Origin of the sequence: Dietzia cercidiphylli, from assembly GCF_014145145.1 — a bacterium.
Lineage (GTDB): Bacteria > Actinomycetota > Actinomycetes > Mycobacteriales > Mycobacteriaceae > Dietzia > Dietzia natronolimnaea.
Window position 1 is genome coordinate 1 of the sequence record NZ_JAALEA010000532.1, and the last position, 923, is coordinate 923.

The 923-nt window shown below is 74.3% G+C and carries 1 protein-coding gene; it reads right to left on the bottom strand.

Features of this window, described 5'->3' with window-relative positions; translation table 11 throughout:
* Positions 1-735, bottom strand: a 735-nt coding sequence (locus tag G6028_RS16940; protein WP_338404264.1) for a DNA translocase FtsK 4TM domain-containing protein, incomplete at its 3' end; no start/stop codon positions are given.
* Between the last annotated feature and the right edge of the window lie 188 nt (positions 736-923).

A 923-nucleotide genomic window follows, 5' to 3' on the forward strand; every position in this document is an offset into this window, starting at 1 on the left:
CTCGACGGGGGCGTCATCCGGCCCGTCGGCCGGGTCCGCCGACGCCCCTGCGGCCGCCGGCATCTCGAACGTCTCCCCGGTGGTCGGGGTGTCCGACCAGGCGGCCACCCGGCGGCGAGCCGGACGTCTCGGTGCGGTCCGCTCCCGGTCGACCGGTGTCCCGGTCTCGGCGATCGGGTAGGCGGTGGTGGCGTCCGGGTCGTCCCAGTCCGCTGCGGGGTCCTCGTGGTCGACGATGTCCCCGCTCCCGTCCCAGCCGAAGAATCCGCGCACGATGCCGGGGATCTCCCTCGCCGGGCGTCCCACCAGCACCAGCACTCCGAACGCCACGAGCAACACGAGGAGCGGGACGGCGACGAAGACGGACAGACCCGCCTCGAGCGTGCCCCCGACGATCCTCCCGAGGACGCCGGCTCCCCCACGGACCCCCTCCGGGTCCGAGGGCGACCCTGATCCCAGATGCCAGAGACCCAGCACACCCAGTGAGGTCACGGTGGTCCCGACCACCCACCTGGACTGGACGTCGGGTCGTGGCTCCCGCGCCATCACGAGGACGCCCCAGACCCCGAGCAGCAACGGCAGGAGGGCACCCGGCGTCCCCACCACGGTGCGGATCCCGGTGTCGAACCACTCCCCCACCGGCCCCGCCGCACCGAACCACACCGCTCCCGCGAAGACGATCGCGATGCCGACGAGGATCAACCCGAGCCCGTCACGACGGTGCGGTGGTGCCACGCGCTCGTCGTCGGTTCCGCCTCGCAGCCCGCGCACCCCGTGACCGACCCCCTTCGCCACACCCGACCACCCGCCACGCAGACCGCGCCCGACGGCACCGAAGGCACCGGACGTCCGCTCCGGAGGTGGGGTGACCGCGCGGGAACCGCCGCGGGTGCCCGACTTCGGGGTGGAGACGACGGCGCCGC